The sequence below is a fragment of the Streptomyces sp. 12E genome, assembly GCF_055633275.1.
In genome coordinates this window covers 5,731,540-5,751,928 of record NZ_JBVNCJ010000001.1, presented here as the reverse complement: position 1 = coordinate 5,751,928, position 20,389 = coordinate 5,731,540, and the positions used below count along the sequence as shown (strand labels likewise).

16 protein-coding genes and 1 pseudogene are annotated in these 20,389 nt (G+C 73.5%); 9 read left to right on the top strand and 8 right to left on the bottom strand.

The genetic code is table 11. The features are described from left to right. Nucleotides 1-52: 52 nt before the first annotated feature. A complete protein-coding gene (locus tag ACZ8ZB_RS26440; protein ID WP_470740120.1) occupies nucleotides 53-1,048 on the top strand; it encodes an RpnC/YadD family protein in 996 nt (331 codons plus the stop codon). A 153-nt stretch (nucleotides 1,049-1,201) separates the two neighbouring features. Here ACZ8ZB_RS26440 and ACZ8ZB_RS26435 read toward each other — a convergent pair whose 3' ends face one another. Further along, the gene (locus ACZ8ZB_RS26435; protein WP_470740119.1) at nucleotides 1,202-2,275 is read right to left on the bottom strand and encodes a hypothetical protein; all 1,074 of its coding nucleotides are present in this window, start codon (nucleotides 2,273-2,275) and stop codon (nucleotides 1,202-1,204) included. Nucleotides 2,276-2,560: 285 nt separating this feature from the next. Beyond that, on the bottom strand, nucleotides 2,561-3,871 hold the full coding sequence (locus ACZ8ZB_RS26430; RefSeq protein ID WP_470740118.1) for a hypothetical protein: 1,311 nt from the start codon (nucleotides 3,869-3,871) through the stop codon (nucleotides 2,561-2,563). Between the two features lie 290 nt (nucleotides 3,872-4,161). Here ACZ8ZB_RS26430 and ACZ8ZB_RS26425 point away from each other — a divergent pair, with 290 nt between their 5' ends. From ACZ8ZB_RS26425 to ACZ8ZB_RS26400, 6 genes are all read left to right on the top strand, one after another. Then, nucleotides 4,162-5,484, top strand: coding sequence for a S1 family peptidase (locus tag ACZ8ZB_RS26425; protein ID WP_470740117.1), 1,323 nt, complete (start codon nucleotides 4,162-4,164; stop codon nucleotides 5,482-5,484). Between the two features lie 46 nt (nucleotides 5,485-5,530). Beyond that, nucleotides 5,531-7,840 (top strand): tetratricopeptide repeat protein, encoded by a 2,310-nt coding sequence (locus ACZ8ZB_RS26420; protein WP_470740116.1) that lies wholly within the window; start codon nucleotides 5,531-5,533, stop codon nucleotides 7,838-7,840. A 64-nt stretch (nucleotides 7,841-7,904) separates the two neighbouring features. Next, the gene (locus ACZ8ZB_RS26415; RefSeq protein ID WP_470740115.1) at nucleotides 7,905-9,296 is read left to right on the top strand and encodes a vWA domain-containing protein; all 1,392 of its coding nucleotides are present in this window, start codon (nucleotides 7,905-7,907) and stop codon (nucleotides 9,294-9,296) included. Beyond that, a complete protein-coding gene (locus ACZ8ZB_RS26410) occupies nucleotides 9,293-10,312 on the top strand; it encodes a hypothetical protein (protein WP_470740114.1) in 1,020 nt (339 codons plus the stop codon). Before ACZ8ZB_RS26415 ends, ACZ8ZB_RS26410 begins: the two co-directional genes overlap by 4 nt. Continuing rightward, entirely contained in the window at nucleotides 10,309-11,577 is a 1,269-nt protein-coding gene (locus tag ACZ8ZB_RS26405; RefSeq protein ID WP_470740113.1) for an ABC transporter substrate-binding protein, read from the top strand. Before ACZ8ZB_RS26410 ends, ACZ8ZB_RS26405 begins: the two co-directional genes overlap by 4 nt. A gap of 128 nt (nucleotides 11,578-11,705) precedes the next feature. Beyond that, entirely contained in the window at nucleotides 11,706-13,394 is a 1,689-nt protein-coding gene (locus tag ACZ8ZB_RS26400) for a hypothetical protein (RefSeq protein ID WP_470740112.1), read from the top strand. A 75-nt stretch (nucleotides 13,395-13,469) separates the two neighbouring features. On the opposite strand, the gene ACZ8ZB_RS26395 is transcribed toward ACZ8ZB_RS26400, so the two are convergent. From ACZ8ZB_RS26395 to ACZ8ZB_RS26385, 3 genes are read right to left on the bottom strand one after another with little or no spacing between them, the layout of a single operon-like run. Further along, nucleotides 13,470-14,726, bottom strand: coding sequence for an NAD(P)/FAD-dependent oxidoreductase (locus ACZ8ZB_RS26395; protein WP_470740111.1), 1,257 nt, complete (start codon nucleotides 14,724-14,726; stop codon nucleotides 13,470-13,472). Continuing rightward, nucleotides 14,723-15,136 carry a GtrA family protein gene (locus ACZ8ZB_RS26390; RefSeq protein WP_470740110.1) on the bottom strand — a complete coding sequence of 138 codons (414 nt, stop codon included), beginning with the start codon at nucleotides 15,134-15,136 and terminating at the stop codon, nucleotides 14,723-14,725. The genes ACZ8ZB_RS26395 and ACZ8ZB_RS26390 overlap by 4 nt, the downstream gene beginning before the upstream one ends. After that, nucleotides 15,123-16,127 (bottom strand): glycosyltransferase family 2 protein, encoded by a 1,005-nt coding sequence (locus ACZ8ZB_RS26385; protein ID WP_470740109.1) that lies wholly within the window; start codon nucleotides 16,125-16,127, stop codon nucleotides 15,123-15,125. The genes ACZ8ZB_RS26390 and ACZ8ZB_RS26385 overlap by 14 nt, the downstream gene beginning before the upstream one ends. Before the next feature lie 121 nt (nucleotides 16,128-16,248). Between ACZ8ZB_RS26385 and ACZ8ZB_RS26380 the strand changes: the two genes are divergently transcribed. Continuing rightward, nucleotides 16,249-17,376, top strand: coding sequence for a hypothetical protein (locus ACZ8ZB_RS26380; protein ID WP_470740108.1), 1,128 nt, complete (start codon nucleotides 16,249-16,251; stop codon nucleotides 17,374-17,376). Between the two features lie 31 nt (nucleotides 17,377-17,407). Next, nucleotides 17,408-17,781: pseudogene (locus ACZ8ZB_RS26375) on the top strand (SAM-dependent methyltransferase); the annotation flags it as partial. A 45-nt stretch (nucleotides 17,782-17,826) separates the two neighbouring features. Here the strand turns inward: ACZ8ZB_RS26375 and ACZ8ZB_RS26370 are convergent. From ACZ8ZB_RS26370 to ACZ8ZB_RS26360, 3 genes are read right to left on the bottom strand one after another with little or no spacing between them, the layout of a single operon-like run. Continuing rightward, entirely contained in the window at nucleotides 17,827-18,486 is a 660-nt protein-coding gene (locus tag ACZ8ZB_RS26370) for an ABC transporter ATP-binding protein (RefSeq protein WP_470740107.1), read from the bottom strand. Then, nucleotides 18,479-19,456, bottom strand: a complete 978-nt coding sequence (locus ACZ8ZB_RS26365; RefSeq protein WP_470740106.1) for an ABC transporter ATP-binding protein — start codon at nucleotides 19,454-19,456, stop codon at nucleotides 18,479-18,481. Before ACZ8ZB_RS26365 ends, ACZ8ZB_RS26370 begins: the two co-directional genes overlap by 8 nt. Beyond that, the gene (locus tag ACZ8ZB_RS26360) at nucleotides 19,453-20,385 is read right to left on the bottom strand and encodes an ABC transporter permease (protein WP_470740105.1); all 933 of its coding nucleotides are present in this window, start codon (nucleotides 20,383-20,385) and stop codon (nucleotides 19,453-19,455) included. The genes ACZ8ZB_RS26365 and ACZ8ZB_RS26360 overlap by 4 nt, the downstream gene beginning before the upstream one ends. Between the last annotated feature and the right edge of the window lie 4 nt (nucleotides 20,386-20,389).

Sequence of the window (20,389 nt, the reverse complement as noted above, 5' to 3'; positions counted from 1 at the left end):
ATCACACCTCAAAAGCCAACGAATGTTCTTGCTTCACGCATAGTTTCACCTCATGCCCAACGTCAGTCACGACACCCTGCACGGCTTCCTGCCGGGACGTCCGAAAGCGCTGAACCGTGCGCTGGACCTCCTGGACCTCGGAATCCCGCCCGGTGTCACCACCGAGACCCTCCCGACGGACGCGTCCGGCGCCCCGAAGATGTTCACCCGGCAGATGGACTCCGTGCTGCGGGTGGTCCGTCCCGACGGGCGTGATCCGTTCATCCTGCTGGTCGAGGCGCAGACCCGCATCGAGGCGAAGAAGGAGACCTCCTGGCCGTACTACGTCGCGTACTTGCGCGACCGGTACAGACTCGAGGTCGTCCTGCTGGTCCTGTGCGTGGACACGGCGACGGCGGCGTGGGCGGCCAGACCCCTGCACACCGGTCTGGGGCGTCCCACCCAGGTGACGGTGCCCCACGTGCTGGGCCCGGCGAACGTTCCGCGGGTGAGCCGGGTCCAGGACGCCTCGGCCGACCTGGACTTCGCCGCGTTCTGCCTGTGGATCCACAGCAACGCCCCGGACATCGAGGGCATACTGACGGTCATGGGCGAGGCCTTGGCCCAGGACACGGACCGCGAAGCGCGGGACGACCTGGCGGGACTGATCGAGGACGGCTTGGGCAGCGAACACGCCCGGAAGATCTGGAGGAACCTGATGGAAACCCTCTTCACCCCCAGGCGAGGCACCATCGTGGGCGACGCCCGCCTCGCAGGACAGGAGGAAGGACGCGAGGAAGGACGCGTGGCCGGAAAGGCCGAGCAGCTGCTGCGCCTGATGGAGCGCCGCGGCTTCTCGCTGACGGAAGAGACCCGACAGCGCGTCACCACCTGCACGGACATGCCGCTCCTGGATCTCTGGTTCGACCGCGCCATCGACGCCACCACCCTCGACGAGGTCTTCGCCGTCCCCTCCTCCACGGACCGCGTCCCCGCCCCCGCCCAGAGCCCGGAGCACACCGCAGTCCCCAGCCAAGGGCCGACGGACCCCAGGTCCTCGGCCGACTGACACCAAGGGCGCACACCCGGCCGCACCCCACTCCGGGGTGCGGCCCGCTCGGTTCACGGCCCGGCCCCCAGCGCCTCGTGCATGCCCGCTCCGAAAGCGCACCGACTCCTCTCCGTCTCCGTGGAGGAGCCCGCCCGCCCCGGAGCCGACGGTTCATTGGATCAGGTCGGTGTGCGGGTGCTCGGGGGAGGCCGGGCAGACGTAGAGCTGCATGTTGTCGGCGCTGCCCACTTCCACCCTCGTCGGCTGCGCGGGGGACAGGCCGGCGGGGTGACCGTCGGCGCGGGCGGCGGCCCGGTCCTCGTACGGCGCCCAGCCGTGCCTATTGCTGTCCCATTCGAAGGAGGCGATGGTCAGCAGCGGGACCATCTGCGCGTCGCAGACGGTGCAGTACCGGCGGTACGGGTCGGTGCGGCCCCACGGCGGCCAGCCGCCGACCTTCCAGCCGGGAGCGTTGGCCAGATTGCAGTGGTAGAACCCCGCCGGGTATTCCGCGTACGAGCCGTCCACGTCCGCACCGGCCGCCTGCCATCTGCTCCAGTCCCCCACCACTTTCCTCAACTTCGGGCTCAGATCGAGGCTGTTGGGGTACTCGGTGATCGCTTCCGGCGCCAGCAGACACGGCTCCGGCACGTAGCCCGGGTAGTTGGCCTCGTACGGTTCCGGAGGCGTGGCGAGGACGTCGACGACCGAGGCGGCGGACCGCCAGAACACCGCGGTCGCCGGCTTCCAGTCCGGCTCGTGGTCGTAGGGACACCACAGGACCTGGAGCAGATCGGCCCCTGCGGGCGGCCGCAGCAGGGGCACGTCGCGCACATACAGCTGAGCCACGGGCAACAGGGGGACCGGGCGCTCCGCGGGCCAGGGAGGGCCGGCGTCGAGCAGCTCCGCGTACCTCTCGGCCTTCTGTTCCATGGCCGCCTGCTCCTCGGGCGTGAACGAGGGGCCATAGGGGTCCTCGTACCGCCGGGCCCGGCTGTGCCTGTCGAGCCGCACCTCCGCCGGCGACTGGCGGAACCCGCTGTCGCCGTGCAGGTGCGCGTCCTCGCAGTGCGGCCAGGGTTCGTCGGCCGGCCACAGCAACGGCCCCCCGACCGAGCTGTCCCGGACCGAAGGCGATCCCGGGCGGGGATGCAGCCGGATCGCGGGACGCGCCAGCGGAGCCAGCTCGGGAAAGACCGCGGTCACCTCGACGGGCCGCGGTGGAGTCGTCCGTACGAAAACCATGCCGGTGATCCTGCCACCGGCCACCGACAGTCCCCCGCCACCTCGATCGGCGTCCACGCCCAACCGGCCGCGACGCCCGCGGAGACCTCCGCCCGCTCCCCCGCCCCACGGCCACCGCGTTCGACCCGCTCGCCACCGGCGGACGCGGCCTGACCCTCGTCGCCGCCCTCGCCGACCACTGGGACTGCGTCCCCTGCCCACCCAGCGGCAAGACCGTCCGGGCGGTGCTGACGACACCGGTCGACGGGTGACGGCGCCGTCCGGGGAGAGCCGGAGCCCGCGCGCCTACGCCTGCGCGGGCAGCGCGGGGAACACGACCACCGAGCCGTCCTTGTCGCGGGCGATCTCGATCGCCACGTCCGTCGAGCGACCGTCGACCGTGACGCCGTCGCCCAGTCGGTGAAGCCGGTGTGCCGTGCGCATCAGGCGATCGACCTCACCGGTCGTGAAGACGGGTCGCAGACCGTTCGGGCGTGCCAGCTCCAGCGTCGACAGGCGTACCAGGACCCTGGCGATGCCCGACTCCAGCTCGTCGAGGCGCTGCTGGTCGCGCTTGAGTGCACGGGTGAAGTTCTCGAACAAGTTGTCAGGGTCGCCCTGCGCGTGCTCGACGGCCTGGAGGACGTTGCCCCGCCGCTTCAACGCGATCGCCAGGGAGGCGAGTTCGAGGTGGGCGCGGAACATGCCGCCCTGGTCGTCCACGCCGGGGAACGCCTCGGTCAGCGTGCCGATCTCGACGGCCTCGCCGTCGGGCAGCTTGTCGAGGGCGCTCCGCCACCGGGCGAGGCGGCGGTCGACGCGGCCCAGCGCCGTGTTGATGGCGTGCACGGCCGAGTCCAGTCCCAGCGAGAGACCGAGCTTGCCCTGGTCGAGCAGAATGGCGGTGGCCTTGTCGATGGCGTCGCGGCAGCCGTCGAGTTCGCTGCGCTCGTCCTCGAGCTTCTGCTCGTGCAGTTGCTCCAGCAGTTCCGTGATGCGCTCGATGGCCTCCTGGCGCTTGGCGTCGGCGTTCGCGCTCACCCCGACCGCCACGGCCATGAGCACGAGCGGCGCGGCCACGGTGAGCGCCGCGCTGCCGGCGACCGCGACGCCGGCGGTCGCACCGGCTCCACCGGCCGCGCCCGCCGTTGCCGCTTTGCCGACCGGCACGAACGTCGCACCGGCGACGATGGTGCCCTTCGCGTTCACGAGCGGGCCTCGGACGCCACCGGCCACCGCCTTCGACCCCATCGAGCAGACGATGCCCTGACCGAACTGCGCGGCGACCTTCGCCGGGACCACCATGCGGTACAGGCCTTCGCCGGCAGCGGCCGCCGTGGAGGAACTCCGCGCCGACTGCGTGACGAGCTGCGACAGGTGCTGTGCCAGGGGACTCACGGCATCGAGCGGGATGCCTCGGCCGCGGTCGAGCTTGTCGGGCAGCGGGTGCGCCTCGAGCGTGGCGATCGGCTGGTCCGCCAGCGCGGCCAGCACGCCGCGCAGTTCGACCAGCCGCTCGGCCGTCATGGGGCCGCTCCCGATCACCGCCGGCACCTGGACGTCACGTGTCGCCAGCGTCCAGACCGGAACGTTCGGCGTCTTGCGATAGTCGATCATCGTCCCCCCAACTCATCCGCACGTCAGCCTGCGTCTGACGTCCCAGCAGAACGGTATAGCCGAATCACGGCGCCGTGTGTCACTCGATCCGCATCGACCACCTCGCGGCACAGCGGGCCGGCGCAGGCGACGCGAGCACGACGCACGGCGCCCCCTCAATGACGGGAACCGTGATGACCGTGCCGACGGCCTCCGCCACGCCAGCACACCGCCGTTTCCGGCTGATTGAACGATGCACCCTGCTCACGAGTCTAGGGAGGTCCCGTGCTTTGCACGTAGTGTGAGACGGCATGGGGGAACTGCGTGCGGACTGGAGACTCAGGCTGCGGCGCGAGGACGCGTACGGCCCCGTCTGTGGCGCCGGCGTGCTCGTCGACCAGTACACGGCGCTGACCTGCGCGCACGTGGTGCGCCGGCCGGACGCCGTGATGTGGCTGGAGTTCGCGGAGAACGGCGGGCTGGAGCCGGTCTCGGCGCGGGTCATGCCCGGCGGCTGGCTGGCGAAGGGCGCCGGCGGCGAGGACGTCGCCGTGCTGCGCCTGGACAGCCCCCGCCCGCAGGCGCGCCGCGCTCCGCTGGACACCCGGCTGTGGGGCGGCATGGAGGTGTACGCGACCGGTTACGCGGAGGGTTTCGACGACGGCATGAGCCTGTGGGGGCGGATCGGCGGCGCCAGCGGTGAACGGGTGCAGCTCGACGCCGTCACCAGGTCGGAGGTGGTGCGCGCCGGGTTCAGCGGCGCCGGCGTGTGCACTCGTCCCGAGGAGGGCCGTCCCTCCCGGGTGGTGGGCCTCGTCGTCAGCTGGCGCGGGGACCTGGGCGCGGCCCTGCCCGAGGACAACCGGCTCTCCTTCTCGTATCTGATCCCCGTCGACCGCATCGCCGAGCTTTCGCCCCTCGTGAAGGAGCTGAGCGGTCCGGGCGCGTGGGACCACGGCTTCGAGGAGCGGCTCGGCCGGTGGTTCGACGATCCGGACGAGGACCCGGTGAAGATCACCGTGGTGCCTCCGGGCGGCGGCAAGGACCGTTCCCTGCGTCATCTGCTGCACCGCGCCCACGTCGTCCACCGCGGCGGCGCCAGCAGACCCGATCTCATCGACCACGCCCTGGACCAGGTCACGTTTCCGCCCGGTGAGTACCTGGCGTACTGGGACTGGCTGCGCGGCGCCAAGGCCCGGCCCGGGCGGGCCGCCGACCGTGCGCCCGTCCGGCCGGTCACGGTCCTCGTCGACGGGCTCGACGAGGAGCCGCAGCCGGCTCCCCTCATCGACGTCCTCGCCCGATTACGGGTGTTCGGCTTCCGGCTGCTGCTCGTCTTCCGTCACGAGGGCGGCCCCGGCTGGACCGCGGCCCGCGACCTCCTCCTGCGGCCCGCGCTCCTGGACCACGCGGACACGCTGCTCGACCGCCTGCAGCGCGCGGAGTTCAGCCGGGCGATCCGCCGCGACATCGTCGACAGCGCCTCCCTCGGCTCCGTGACCGAGACCGCCGACCGGCACCGCGCCACGCGCCGCCTGCTCGACGACGTACGGGACCCGCAGCAGCAACTCGCCCGGCTGCGCGCGCTGATCAGGGCCGTGCGCGCCGACCTGAGCCGCTGCGGGGACCGGTGACGCGGCGCACCGTCCGGACCGGGCGGGGAAGGAGGACCACGAGAGGATGACGACCTGCCCGCACCGGCGGTTCACCGGAGCCCCCTGCGGCGGCGCCGTACTGCCCACCGGCTACTGCGCCGCCTGCGGCCGCGCGGAGAGCGGCCCCGGGCTGCCCGAACTGCCCGGGGACCCCCGGGAACTCGGCCCCCGCGCACTCCTGGCCCTCCCCGAGCGCGAGCCGCGCCCCGCCGAGGAGCGCCTCATCCGTCCCGAGGCGCTGCCGCGCATCCACATGCGGTGCTCCGCCACGGACTGCGGCATCACCTTCGCCCCGCCCTACACCGAGGGCCCGGTGCCCATCGAGGGGTTCTGCCCGGCCTGCGGCGAGCGCTACTCGTACCGGCCCGAGCTCGCCGAGGGCGGCCTGCTGCGCGACCAGTACCGGGTCATGGGACCCATCGCGCACGGCGGCCAGGGCTGGGTCTACCTCGCCGAGGACACCCACCTCGGTGACGTCGTCGCCGTCAAGGGACTGCTCAACCGGTACGAGCACGACGGCGCCCGCCTCGCCGACGTCGAGCGCCGCAACCTCGTCGCCATCCGCCACCCCCGCATCGTCCAGATCCGCGACTTCGTCGCCCGCAGGGACGACGGCGGGCGGGTCACCGGCGGCTACATCGTCATGGACGACGTCGGCGACGGCACCCTCGCGAAGGTCACCGAGGAGGTCCGGCGCGGGGAGTTCGTCCTCGACATCGAACACGTCGCGGCGTACGGCTGCCAGATCCTCGAAGCCTTCGTCCATCTGCACGCCGACGGCGAACGGGTCTTCGTGTACGGGGACATGAAGCCCTCCAACGTGGTGCACCACCGGGACGGCATCAAGGTCATCGACCTCGGCGGCATGCGCGAGCAGGGCCAGAGCCTGCCGCCCGCCCATGTCACGCCCGACTACATGGCGCCCGAGACCGGCACGTCGGGCGTGCCCACCGTCGCCCACGACCTGCACACCGTCGGCGTCACCCTGCGGGAGCTCGCCCGCTGGGCCGTCACCGAGGTGCCCGGCCTGGGCACCGCCTCCTTCGACCGGGTCGTCGACCGTGCCGTGCGGACCGACCCGTACCGCCGCTTCACCGACGCCCGTGAGATGATCGGCCAACTGCGCGGCGCCCTGCGGGAGATCCGCGCGCTGCGCGGCAAGAGCGATCCGCCGGAGCCCTCCGACCACTTCCGGCCGTCCAACCGGCTGCCGGGCGCCCGGCTCGGCACGGTGCCGGACATCGGGCACTGGCTGGACCGGCCCCGCCGCGACCGGTACCAGCCGCCCGTGGCGCCGGTCCTCGACCTCGGCACGCCCGCTCCCGCCGAGATCGCCGCCTGTCTGCCGGTGCCCCGGCCCTATCCGGGCGATCCCCAGGCCACGCGGTTCGAGGTGAGCAGCGGCTACGCCCCGGACCGGCTCCTCGACCAGGAGGACGAGAAACCGCGCTCGGTGGAGATCCACCTGCACAACGTGCGCGTCCTGCTGGACCGGAACACCCCGGGCGACCTGCGGCGGGCCGAGGAGGAGCTCGACACGGCCGACTCCGTCCCCGGGCCGCCCGCCGTACGCCGGTGGCGGCTGGAGTGGCACCGCGCCCTGTTCGCGCTGCGCAGCGCCGACCTCGACGGCGACCCGCGGCAGGTCGCCGAGGCCCGGAACCACTTCACCCTGGTCCACCTCGAACTGCCCGGCGAGTACGCGCCCAAGCTGGCCCTCGCGCACTGCGCGGAGCTGCTCGGCGACGACACCGCCGAGCCCACGGCCAAGGAACTGTACGAGGCCGTGTTCGCCCGCAATCCCGCGCACGGCGGCGCCGCCCTCGGCCTGGCCAGGCTCGCCCTGCGGGCGCACGACCGCCGGGCGGCCATCGACGTGCTCGGCCGGGTCCGGCAGGGCACGCTGGACCACACCGTCGCCCGGATCGCGTCCCTGCGCATCCGCGCGGCCCGGCTGCCCGGAGACGGTGATCCGCTTCCTTCGCCCGCCGAGATCGACGCGGCGCTGGCCGAACTGAGCGGTCTGGCGGGCCGGCGTCCGGGCGACGGGGAGCCGGGCCTGTCCGAGGACGAGGCGCTGCGGCTGAGGACCGAACTCCACGAGTGGAAACTGGACGCGGTGCACAGTCTCGGCGACCGCCCCGGCCCCCCGGGGAGCGGCGCCGGACGGCTCACCGCCCGCGCCCTGCGCCGGCTGAGCGCGCCGGAGCGCGCGTTGCGCGAGCAACTGGAGTCGCACTACCGGCGGCTGGCGGCCCACCACCAGGAACCGGCCGACGCCCACGAGCACCTCGTGGACCTCATGCACGCGGTACGGCCGCAGACCCCGTTCTGACCGCACGGCCCGGCGCACCGGGACGACGTCCGGCGACGAAGGCGAAGGAGCGATGACGTACGACATGAGCAGCCCCACCCGGCCGCCGCAGCCGGGCATCCGACTGCACGTCGACCTCGGCGGCGATCCGCGCCCGCACCGCAGCGCGAAGATCGAGGCCCATCTGCGGGTCGACGTGGCCGCCGACGGCGCCCCCACCGACCTGCCCGCCGTCCAGCTCGCGGTGATCATCGCGGTGGACGTCGCCGAAGCCAACCGGGCGGCCGTCCGGCACGCCCTCCAGGCGGCGCTGCGCGCCCTGCCCGACCGGATCTCCTTCACCGTGCTCGGCAGTGGTCCCGAGCCGGTCCGCTGCTATCCCCGGGGGGACGACGAGTGGGCCGTCGCCGACCGGGGCGAAAGACGCCGGGCCGCCTTCGTCGCGGGCTCGCTCCCGCTGCACCGGGAGGGGCCGCGTCCCGCCGGGTACGCCGCCTGGGTGGCCGCGGCGCGCGCCCTGCTCGCCGGCCGGCCGGTCTCCGTACGCCATCTGGTGCTGATCACCGACGGCAGCAGCGCCTTCGCCGCCGAGGACCGCCTGGAGGAGGAACTGGACGCCTGCGCGGGGCGGTTCACCTGTGACGTGTTCGCCGTGGGCGCGGACTGGGCGCCCGATCCGCTCCTGGCCCTCGCCGAACGGCTGCACGGCACGGCCGAGTTCGTGGACGACGGGCTCGGCCGCGCGATCACCGCCGCCATCCAGCGGCTGCGCCGGGTGCACACCCCCCGGCTGCCCGTCGAGGTGACCGTACGGCCCTCCGTGCGCCAGGTCTCGCTCAGCGAGAAGGCGCCCCGGCCGCACCGGCTCGGCGGCCTGCCCGCACCCGGCCGGCCGCACTGCTGGAGCTTCCCGACCTACCAGTGGGAGCAGGGCCGGCGCGACTACCTGCTCACCCTGGTCGCCGACTCCGACGCCGACCCGCTGGAGACCGAGCTGCAGTTCGCCATGGTCTCCGTCGGCGGCGTCCACGCGCCCGTCACCGCCCGCTGGCACCTCCCCGGGCAGTCCCCGCCGCACGCCCCGGCGGGCGCCGACAGCGTGCGCACCATCAACGCCACCGCCAGGATGTACCTGGCGCTGCGCCAGGGGCTCACCGCCCTCCAGGAAGGCCGCCACACCGCCGCGAAGGACCTGCTGGGGCAGGCCGCCCGGCTGGCGGTGCGGTTCGGCACGGACTGGGTGCTGGACGAGATCCGCGTGGTCGCCCACATCGAGGACGCGGCCGAGGGACGGGTCCGGCCGCGCACCGTCGACGCCGGCACCCTCGGCCCGATGATCCTGCGCGCCGGCTCCCGTCCCGGCGGGCCCCTGGCCGACCCCGTCCCCACCCGGCCGGGTCCGCGCTGCACCGGCTGCGGCACCCCGGCGGGGAGCGAGGCCCGTTACTGCATCGCGTGCGGGGAGAAGCTGCTGTGACGGCCGGACGCACCGCCTCCTGGCGCCGGTACTCCCCCGCCGCGTTCTGGCGCGGGCGCCTGAGCGCCTGGCGGACCCGCAGGCTGCTGGAGGCACACCTGGTGGCGCTGTTGCTGCTCACGGCCGTCGCGTCGACCGCCCTGTTCCTCTCCAGCCGTCAGGTCCAGCACGGCGCCGAAGCGCTCGCGTCCCGCGAGGCGCCGGCCGTGCAGGGGCTCGCCGCCGGCCGGCTCGCGGCCCTGCGCGCCGACGAGGAGGTCGACCGCCTGGTGAGGCTGAACCTCATCGGCGTCGCGGGCTCGGGCGAGGCCTACCGTTCCCAGCTCTCGGCCGCCGACCAGGGCCTGTCCCGGATCGCCGACCGCACGGACCAGGACCTCGGCACGGTCAAGGGCCTGCTCGCCACCTACAGCGACTCCCTCGCCCGCGGCACCTCCCTCTACGGTGACCAGCCCCTCATGCGGGAGCTGAGGCTCCGGGAGGCCGAATCGCTGCTCACCCGCGACACGGTGGGCGTCGCACCGCGTCTGAAGGTCCTGCAGGAGACCCAGTTGGAGCACGCCGAGGTCACGGTCGCCATGGGGGGGTGGCAGCGCGCCGGGTGGTGGGCCGCCGAACTCGCCCTGGTCGCGGTGGCGCTGACCCTGCTCTCGGCGCTGTTCGTGCTGCGCGACCGCTGCGGCCGTGACTGGAACCCGTACCTGCTCGCGGCCCTCGTCCTGACCGTGCTGCTCGCGGTGGTCCCGCTGATGACGGCGTACTCCACCCAGGACGATCTCGCCGGGGTGCTCGCGGATCTGCGGAGGATCACCGAGGAGTCCTGGCAGAGCGGTCCGCCGACCGTGACGCAGCAGAAGGTCACGAAGATGTCGGAGGGCGTCCGGCAGCGGCTGGCCGAGGGGACGTGGACCGAACCGGTGCACCGGGGCGCTCTCGTCGGCAGCCTGCTGGCCGTCGTCCTGCCCGCGCTGGGGCTCGGTCTGCGGCTCGACCACGACTACTGGAGGCGACGGTGACCCGGCGGTTCAGGATGCTGGTGTTCGGTGTGGTCATGCTGCTGGTCGCGGCCGGCGGCATGGTGGTGGCCTGGGTGCAGCACGACGACGAGGAGCCGGTGACCATCCTCGGGACGTGGACCGCCGGGCAGGCGGAGCAGTTCGAGGAGGTGCTGCGGGGCTTCGGCATCCCCTTCCGCTACCAGGGCACCGCGGCCCAGCGGGAGGTGCTGCTCTCCAAGGTGCAGTCGGGCGATCCCCCGGACATCGTGATCATGCCGGGCCTCGGTGAACTCGCCGAGTACGCCGAGAGCAAGCTCCTGAAGCCGTTGGACGACCTCTACGAGCCGCGGGAGTACGGCGCCCCCTGGATGCCGGCCGCCTCGTCCCCCGGGCACGTGTACTGGGTGCCGGTCAAGGCGGACCTGAAGAGCATCGTCTGGTACCGCGAGGGCGAGGAGCCGGGTACGTCGCCGCCTCCGCTGGAGCGTTGGTGCGTCGGCATGGGGGACGACGGCGCCTCCGGCTGGCCCGGCACCGACTGGATCGAGGACCTCGTGCTGCAACGGGAGGGCCCGGACGTCTACGAGAAGTGGGCGCTGGGCACCGGCGGGACGAAGTGGTGGCGAAGCGATCCGGTGCGCACCGCCTGGGAGGCCTGGGCCGGTCTGCTCCGGCAGGACGAAGGCGCGGCCGAGTCGGCCCTGCTCACCGACCACCGCGGCGCCCCGGACGGCAACGGGCTGCTGTTCGGCGACCCGGACGAGTGCGCCCTGGAGCACCAGGGCTCCTTCGCGCTCTCCTTCTACCGGGACGACGCGGGGCGTGCGCGCCTGACGGACTCCGCTCCGCTGCTGCCCGGGAGCGACGGCCGGGTCCGGGGGCGCGAGGTGACCGGCGACTTCGCGGCACTGTTCAGCGACCGCCCCGAGGCCGGCGAGCTGATCGAACGGCTGGCTTCGAAGAAGGGCCAGCAGGAGTGGGCCGAACAGGCGGGCGTCTTCTCGGCGAACCGTCGGGTGACGCCGCCGGGCGACGCGGTCAAGGGCGAGATCGCCCGGCGGCTCCGCGAGGGGCCGCGCTGCCTGGACGCCTCGGACGTCATGGCGCCCGCCGTGCGGGACGCCTTCTACGAGGCCGTACTGCTGACCATCGCGAGGGCCGCCGCCGGCCAGGACCCCGACGTCCCGGACCTCCTCCAGGACGTGCAGCGGGTGCAGGACGCACAGAACACGCGGGGCGCCGGCGGCGCAACGGCTCCGAGGACGGTGTGCAGTACGCGGTGACCGGAGAAATTCCTCTCGGCGATCAACCGGCGAACCGATGAACAACCGGAGACGTCCGGGAAAAGAACAGACCGGTGCACCGAATTCTTTTCGAAGGAGTGCGCGGAATACTGTTAATGTCCCGCGTCGTGACCAACTCGCTGATATCGCAGCCCCGTACGCAGCCGCCGGCCGGACGACGAACGCGCGTGGCGCGGCTGGTCGTCGGGCTCGCGGCGGGGGCCGCGCTGGTGTACTCCGTGGTGACGGCCCAATTGCACGGGGACATTCGATATGTGCTGGCGTGCCTGCGCAGTGGTGAGACGGTCGGTATTTCACCCTCGGAGACCTTCACCCACCGGCCGTATTTCTACCGGTGGTTCCTGTACGGCCTGGATCAGCTGACCGCCGGGCCCACCGCGGTCCGGGAGGCGGTCCTGCGCGCCGCCGGTGTGCTGCTGTGCCTCGCCGCCGGGCTCGCCCTGCGCGCGGCGCTGCGGCGGCGGCTGCCGGACCGGGAGGCGGACCTGGTCGGCGCCGCGGTGGCCCTGGTGCTCGCGCTGGCGCCGCGCACCGACTTCCTGCAGCCGGAGTGGACGGCCGCGCTGCTGTCGGTGCTCGCGGTGGCCGCCGCGCTCGCCGGCGCGCGGCCCCTGCCCGCCGCGGCGCTCGCGGCCGTGCCGCTGGGGCTCGCGGTGATGATGAAGTACTCCACCGCCGCGACCGCGCTGATCGCGCTGCTGGCCGTCCTCGCCGCCGACCGGGTGCGCGCGCTGCTCCTCGCCGCCGCGACGGCCGTCTCGAGCGCGCTGCTGCTGGGCCTCAGCCTCTGGTCGGGGTCGCGGGAGTGGCAGTGGATCCGGGACATGCCGCAGATCAACCAGGGTTCCCTGTCCCGGCAGGGCGTGCGGCCGGGTGAGCTCTTCGTCCGGTCGGCCGACTTCCTCGCGGACCGGGCCGTCCTGAGCCCCGTGCTGCTCCTGCTGCCCGCGGCGCTGCTCCTGCTGCTGGCCTGCCGGGGCGACCGGCGCCGGCGTACCGAGTGGGCGGTGCTCGCCGTGGCGGGGGCCGCCGTGGGGCTGGGCGCGGTCGTGGTGCAGGGCAACTGGTTCGCCTACCACGCCGCCGCGCTGCCGGTGGGAGCCGCCGCGTTGTGGGGGCTCGCGGTGGCGCGGTGGTACGGGACGCGGGGGCGGGTGCCGCTGGGTTTCCTCGCGGTCAGCGGCGTGATCGCCGTCCTGGCTCCGTGGTACTCCGCCGCCCCGCAGGGGCTGCAGCGGTCGGCGGTCGTGTGGGGGGCGGGGGCCGTCGCGCTCGGCGCCGCGTTCCTCGACGTGCGGCGCCCGGCCGGGGGCGGCTCCGGGTTCCGGGTGCCGGCCGCCGTGGTGGGGGTCGGGCTGGTCGCGGTGGCCGTCTGGCCGTCCTCCCCCAACCTCATGAACCGCGGCGAGGTGCGCGAGACCAACGCCGCGTACCTGCGGGAGTCGGAGCAGCGGGCCGACGCGGCGGCCGAGGTGCGGCGGCGGCTGCCGGACGGGGCGTTCGTGCAGTACCTGGCCTTCGGCCACGAGGCGTACTTCATCGGGCACGCCTCGCCCTGCACCTACCCGATCCCGACGTTCCTGCAGCGCACCCGCTACCTGCCGGACGTCCGCTCCCTCGACTCGTACGCCGAGAACGCCCGCTGCCTGGACGAGGACCCGCCGCGGTACGCGGTGCTGAACCGCGCCTGGTTCCCGCCGTCGAGGATCGACCCGGCGCTGGCGCGGCGGATCGAGGCGCGCTACGACTGCCCGCCGGCGCCCGCGAAGCAGTTCGTGGTGTGCCGGCTGCGGTGACCGCGCACCGGCGCGCCCGCACGGCGACGGCCGCCGCCCCCGGACGGGGGGCGGCGGCCGTCGCCGTGCCGCGGCTCACCGGGCGCCGATCAGCTCCGTGACCCGGTGCGCCATCGCCACGGCGTAGTTCTGTCCCCGGTCCTGCGGATAGACCTGCGCCATCGTGGCCAGCGTGACCCGGCTCATCGCCGTCTCGTGCGGCGGGATGAGCTCCCGGTACTCCGGGGTGACGACGGGCTGCGCGAAGGGGGCGCGGGAGAAGTGCCGCCGGGAGATCCAGGAGCGGTCGAAGTCCGGGTTCAAGCGCTGCAGCCAGGGCGTGTACGCCTCCAGCAGGTCCTCCGGGTCGGAGGTGAAGCGCCAGTCGTCGCGCGGCACGTAGTTCCCGACGTACACGACGTGCTTGCCGCCGTACTCCGCCGGGTCCACCATCCGGGTGTGCTCGACGACGGCCAGGAACGGGAAGTCGGTGTCGTTGACGTTGAGCCAGTAGTACGGGATGAGGCTGCGGTCCAGCTCCAGCACGAGGCAGGTGGCGCCGAGGTACTGGTTGCGCCACGTCACGTCGTCGGACGGCAGTCCCGCGGCCCGGGCGAAGGCGGGCTGCGGGGTGGTGACGACGACGTGGTCGAAGTCGTACGACGCCCCGTCCCCGGTCTCCACCGTCACCGTGTCGCCGTCCTGCCGGATGCGCGTCAGCCGCTTGCCGAACTCGATCTTCCCGCCGCGCGAGGCGACCGCGTCCGCCAGCGCCGCGTACACCTTCTCGAAGCCGCCGTGCACATAGCCCAGTTCGAAGGTGCGGCAGTGCACCCGGGCCCACAGCCAGGCCATGGACACCTCCTCGGCGCGCTCCCCGAACTTGCCGCGCAGCAGCGGCTCCCAGATCTCCTCCGTGGCGCGCCGCCCGGCCCAGCGGCGCAGCCAGCTCAGCGCCGTGCGGTCGTTGAAGCGCTCGCCCCTGCGTACGGCCTTCAGCGCGGCGGAGGAGAACCCGAAGCGCAGCGCCGGGACCGGCGGGAGGAAGCGCAGCATCTGCAGCGGGGTGCTGAAGGGGCGCAGGCGTCCGGCGCGGTAGATGCCGGTGGTGGGCCTGTGGAAGCGCAGGGACGCGCCCAGGCCCAGCTCCTCGATCAGTTCGATCATGGCGTGGTCGGAGCGGAAGATGTGGTGGTAGTAGCGCTCCAGCGGCGTGCCCTGCACGGTCAGTGAAGCGGCCAGGCCGCCCAGTTCGTCGGCCGCTTCCAGCACCGTGACCGTGTGTCCGGCCTTGACCGCGTCGTAGGCGGCGGTCAGTCCGGTGGCGCCGGCGCCGATGATGCCCAGGTTCACGCGAAGCTCCACTTCCGGTTGAGCAGGAATTGCACCGCCAGGACCAGCGGCAGGGAGGCGGCCTTGACCAGGTTCGGGTCGGTCCCGAGCCGGCCGGCGAAGAGCCACAGCAGCCCGAAGGTGAGTGCGATGCCGACCAGCCCCACGGCGTAGAAGCGCACGAAGCGCAGCGCCGGCCGGTCGCGTTTGCCGAAGGTGAACACCGCGTTGAGGACGAAGTTGTTGGTGATGCCGAGGGTGGTGCTGACACCGTTGGCGACTTGCTCGTGCCATCCGAGGACGTTGTGGAGCAGCGCGAACGCGGCCAGGTCCAGGGCGACGCCGCTGCCGCCGACGAGCGTGTAGCTGATGAGCTGCCGGAGCTTTCGGGGAGGCCGCTCGGCACGGGCGGGCGCGTCAGTCGCCGTCATGCCGGACCACCTGCCGGACGATGTACAGCGGCCGTCCCTGCGCCTCGCTGTACGTCCGCCCGATGTACGAACCGAGCACCCCGAGCGAGAGCATCTGCACCCCGCCCAGGAACAGCACGACGACCATGAGCATGGTCCAGCCGGACACCGTGATGTCGGGCCGGAACGCCTTCATCGCCAGCGCGTAGAGGATGCCCGCGAAGGACAGCGTCAGCACCACGAACCCGAGGCGGGTGATCAGTTTCAGCGGCACCGTGGAGAAGCCGGTCACCCCGTCGACCGCCAGCCGCGCCATCTTCCGCAGCGGGTACTTGGTCTCGCCGGCGAACCGCTCGTCGCGGTCGAAGCGCACCTCGGTCTGGACGAAGCCCATCGAGGCGATGATGCCCCGCACGAAGCGGCTGCGCTCCCGGTAACGCCGCAGTTCGTCGGCGACCCGCCGGTCCAGCAGCCGGAAGTCCCCGGTGTCCAGGGGGATGTCGACCTCCGTGCAGGCCCGCAGCACCCGGTAGTACGCGGCGGCCGTCGCCCTCTTGAACAACCCGTCCCGCCGGGACCGGCGCCGCGCGTGCACGATCTCCGCACCGTCCCGCCAGGCGTCGATGAGTTCGAGGCTCACCCGCGGCGGGTCCTGCAGATCGGTGTCCATCACGATCACCGCGTCGCCGCGGGCCTCGTCCAGCCCGGCCGTGATCGCCATCTGGTGCCCGAAGTTGCGCGCGAAGTCGACCACGCGCACCCGCCGGTCGTTCTTCGCCAGGTCACGGAGGATCGCCAGGGAGGCGTCGGACGAACCGTCGTTGACGTACACCAATTCGAAGGAGAACTCCGGGCGGGTACGGATCGCCTCCACGAGTTCGTCGTGGAAGCGCCGGATGCCGTCCTGCTCGTTGAACACCGGCAGCACGTAGCTGACCAGCGGGGTCTCCCCGGGTCTCTCCCGTGGGCGCGGCACAGCCGACGGTGCCGCGACAGTGGATGCTTCTGACATTGCGGCGACGCTAAGGAGCATTGCTGAACGGCGGGCGAACGGCCGATGGTGTTCCGCACTCGAACAGCTGGCGAGCCGTCGTCCCCGGAAACCCGGATGCGGCGGGCAACCGTTCGGGGTGATGATCGGTCTTCACATCGACCACTCCGGTCGCGTTCACGAGGAGACCGTCATTCCCGCCCTGCGCAAGACCCTGACCGCCACCGCCGTCGCCACCGTGGTCCTGGCCGGACCGGCCGCCTGCGGCACCGTGGAGAACCTGTCCGCCGGGCAGAAGCTCGACCAGGCCGTCGAGAAGCTCGGCAAGGAGCGTTCGCTCTCCTTCGAGCTGGCCCTGGACACCGACGCCGCGTCGCTGAAGGCGCTGGACTCCGGGTCGGCGCCCGGCGAGGAGATGCCCGAAGAGGTCGCCGAGCTGCTCAGCGGCGCGCGGATCTCCGTCTCCGCGCAGTACGAGAAGCCGATCGAGGAGGTCGGCGAGGAGGACCTCACCGCCCTGGCGCTGAAGTTCGGCGGCCCGGACGGTGACCTGCTCGAGTACCGGCTGGTCGGCGACTACACCTACGTCCGTGCCGACCTGGACGCGCTCGGGCGGATGAGCGGCGCCCCCATGCCGTCGGCCGACGAACTGCCCGACAGCGCGGGGGCGTTCAAGAAGCTCCTCGCCGGTGAGTGGATCAGGATCTCGACGAAGGAGATCGAGGAGGTCCGCGGACGGACACCGGAGGCGGAGGGCGCCGAGGCCGGGGAGCCCCCGGCGGAGCCCACGCTCGACGCCAGGGCGCAGAAGAAGCTCACCGAGGCGCTGCGCCGGGTCGTCGCCCGGCAGGTCGACTTCAAGACCTCCGAGGGGCCGGACGGCACCGAGCACATCAAGGCCACGGCGCCCTTCCGCACGCTGATGACCGAACTGTTCGACGAGCTCGGCCCGCTGACGGAGCAGCTGCCGGCGGGCACCGGGATGCCGACGGCCAAGGACTTCAAGGACGCGCCGAACGAGAAGGTCACGGCCGACTTCACGCTGAGGAACGGCGAGCTGACCGAGGTCTCCGTGGACCTGGCCGAGCTGGCGGAGAAGGCGGAGGTCGAGAAGTTCACGCTGGTGCTGCGCCTGGGCGGGGGCGAGAAGGCCACGGCCCCGGCGAACGCCACCGAGGTGCGCGTCGACGAGATCATGGAGGGCGTCTTCGGCGGCCTCGGGGCGGGGGCGTTCGGCGAGGAGGAGTTCATGGAGGGCGCCGAGGGCTGACCCGCCCGGCGCGGGCGGTTCCGGCCGTCCGCACCGGCCGCCCGGCGGACGCGTCCTGGTCGGTGACGGGTTCCGGGCGCGCAGGCCCTCCTCCGAGGCCGTCGAGATGCTCGGCGACCTCAGTGATCTGCCGACCACGACGGACCGCGTCGTCGCCGACGGATGGACCCCCGTCCACGGACACATCAGCACACGTCGGGAGCTCGACGACCACGAACGGGCGCGGACGGGACCGCCGGCCTCATGGGCCCTGGACCACCCGGAGGACCCGGGCAGCGCCCAGGCCCTGGCGGCGGCCACCGCCACCGCGGCGAACGGCTGCGCGTCTGCCGGGACGTCCTCGGCTTCGTCTGCCTGGTACTGCGCCCGACATCCGGCCGGACCGGGCCGCGCACGATGTCATGAGCCGGCGTGGAACCCGACGGCCTGCCCCCTCCCGCGGCTGCGGCCTCACCCTCCGGTGACCGTCTCCCAGTCGGCCGTGCGGTCGCACCAGCGGTTCAGGAGGGTCCGGTCGTGGCCCACGGCCAGCAGGCCCGCGCCGGTCGAGGCGCGGTAGTCCTCGACGACCCCGACCAGCGCGGCCGTGGTCGACGCGTCCAGCATCGCGGTCATCTCGTCGCAGATCAGCCAGCGCGGGCGGAGCACCAGCGCACGGGCCAGGCACGCACGCTGGAGCTGGCCGTCGCTGACCTCGTGGGGGCGGCGGGTGAGCAGGTCGGTGGTCAGGCCGACGGTGTCGGCGAGTTCGGCCACCCGGCCGGGGACGGCCGCGCGGCGGCCCGTGGCGCGCAGGGGCTCCGCGATCAGGTCGGCGAGGCGCAGGCGGGGGTCGGCGGAGAGCCGCGGCTGCTGGAAGACCACGCCGACGGCGGTGCGCAGCTCGCGCGGGGCGCGGTGGCGCCAGCGGTGCACGGGGGCTCCGTCGAGGAGCAGCGTGCCGGCGTCGGGGCGGTGGAGCAGGGCGGCGACCCGCGCCAGGGTGGACTTGCCGCAGCCGCTGGGGCCGAGCAGGCCGACGGACTCGCCCGGGGCGACGGTGAGGGTCGCGTCCCGGACGACGGGGGCGCGGCGGTCGTATCCGGCGGTGATGGCGCGCAGTTCAAGCACGGATGTCCTCCGGGGCGGGTGCCGGGACCGGGTGGTGGCAGGCGATCGCCCCCGTGAAGGGCGGGAGGGCCGTGCAGGCGTCCGTGGCGCGGTCGCAGCGGGCGGCGAAGGCACAGCCGTCGGGGAGGGCGCCGAGTTCGGGGGGCATGCCGGGGATGGGGGTGAAGGCCCGGTCGGGGAGGGCGTCCAGGAGGCCCCGGCTGTAGGGGTGCCGGGGGCCGGGGGCGCCGAAGAAGGCTTTCGCGTCGGCGAGTTCGACGATGCGGCCCGCGTACATGACCGCCACCCGGTCGGCGACGCGTTCCGCCGCCGCGAGGTCGTGGGTGATCATCAGCAGGGCCCGGTCGCCGTCGGCGTCGACGTGGCGGCGCAGTTCGTCGACGGTGCGGTCCACCAGGTCGCGGTCCAGCCCGGTGGTGGGTTCGTCGGCGAGCAGCAGGGGTGCGTCGCCGATCAGGGCGAGGGCGGTGGCGGCGCGCTGGGCGAGGCCGCCGGAGAGTTCGTGGGGGTGCCGGTCGAGGTGGTCCGGCGGGAACCCGGCGCGCCTCGCGGCCCGTTCGGCCGCCGCGCGCAGGGCCGTGCGGCCCCGGACGCCGGTGAGCTGGGCGACCGTCTCCTCCATCTGGGAGCGGATGGTGCGCACCGGGGTGAGGTGCGCGGCCGGGCTCTGCGGGATGAGGCCGATGCGGCGGCCCCGTACCGTGCGGGCGAGGGTGCGTTCGCCGGCGGTCAGCAGGTCCAGGTCGCCGAGGAGCGCGCCGCCCGCGGTCTGCGCGTTGGCGGGGAGCAGGCCGAGCAGGGCGGAGGCGAGGACGGACTTGCCGCAGCCGCTCTCGCCGATCAGGGCGAGGCACTCGCCGGGCGCCACGTCGAAGCGGGCGTCGGTGACGGCGGCGATCCGGCGGCCGCCCGGCAGCAGGAAGCGCACGGACAGGCCCCGCACCGACAGCACGGGGGGTCGCTCGGTCACAGGGTCAGCTCCGATCGGCGGCGGGGGTTGATCCGCTCCCGCCAGACCCCGGCGAGGCCGGCGACGGCGAGGGTGGGGATGATCAGGAACAGGCCGGGGAAGAGGGTCGGCCACCACTGTCCGGCGAGCAGGGAGCCGCGGGCGCCCTGGATGAGGGTGCCGAGGCTGGCCGTGTGGGTGGGCAGGCCGAGGCCGAGGAAGGACAGGGCCGACTCGTGCCACATGGCGTGCGGCACCATCAGGACGGCGGCGAGGCCCGCCTGGGGCAGCACGCCGGGCAGCAGGTGCCGTACGACGACCCGCCACCGGGAGGCGCCGCCGGAGACGGCCGCGTCGATGTGGGGGCGGGAGCGCAGCGAGAGGACCTCGGCGCGCACGATGCGGGCGGTGGACAGCCAGTGGGTGAGGCCGACGGAGACCACCACCGGCCAGACGCCCGGCCGGAACATGGCGACGATGAAGACGCCGAGCAGCAGGTGCGGCACGGAGGAGAAGGTGTCGACCAGGCGCATGACCGCGCGGTCGACCCAGCCGCCGAGCGCGCCGGCGGTGGCGCCGACGGCGGTGCCGATCACCGTGGCGGCGAGGGCGGCCACCACGCCCACGAGCAGGGAGACCCTGAGCCCGTACACGCAGCGCAGCAGCAGGTCACGGCCCACGTCGTCGGTGCCGAAGGGGTGGTCCCAGCTGGGCGGCAGGAGCTTGGCGGCGAGGTCGACGGCCTGCTGGTCGAGTCGGACCAGCGGCGGTACGAGGAGCACCGCGAGGACCGTCACGGCGACCAGGGTCGCGGAGACGCGCAGGCGCAGGGTGTGGGTGGAGCGGCGGGCGGCGCCGTGCGCGCGCCATGCCGTGCCCGTGCCCGTGCCCGTCCCTGTATCCGCCCCCGGCTTCGTCTTCGTCTTCGTCACGGCGGTGGTGTCAGCCATGGTG